Origin of the sequence: Bacillus sp. SIMBA_008, from assembly GCF_046535495.1 — a bacterium.
In the GTDB taxonomy this organism is placed as follows: Bacteria; Bacillota; Bacilli; order Bacillales; family Bacillaceae; genus Bacillus; species Bacillus subtilis.
Genome location: NZ_JAWRWL010000738.1, coordinates 1 through 259 on the forward strand (window position 1 = coordinate 1; position 259 = coordinate 259).

At 66.8% G+C, this 259-nt stretch carries 1 protein-coding gene; it reads right to left on the reverse strand.

The window, feature by feature from the left end; translation table 11 throughout:
* A partial coding sequence (locus SB658_RS25220) for a YbiU family protein (protein ID WP_410603160.1) occupies positions 1–220 on the reverse strand: 220 nt, incomplete at its 3' end.
* Positions 221–259: the final 39 nt, after the last annotated feature.

Consider the following 259-nt stretch of genomic DNA (forward strand, 5'->3'; position numbering starts at 1 on the left):
CGGGCGAGACCTGTCCGCGAACCACCGCACAGCCACGACGGTGGATGAGGTCGATAGTCTCCTGCGGCACGGTGCCGGCCTCGATGTCGGCGTACTGCACGATGGGCCATACATCCTCGCCCCGCTCGCGCGTCTGCTCGATCTCGATGACTCGGGGTTCGATCGCCGCCTCGATGCGGGCGAAGAGGCCGGCGACGTCGCCGATCTGCTCCCGAAGCATCTTCTTCACTGCGCGAACCGCGGAAGGGAAGTCTTCCGG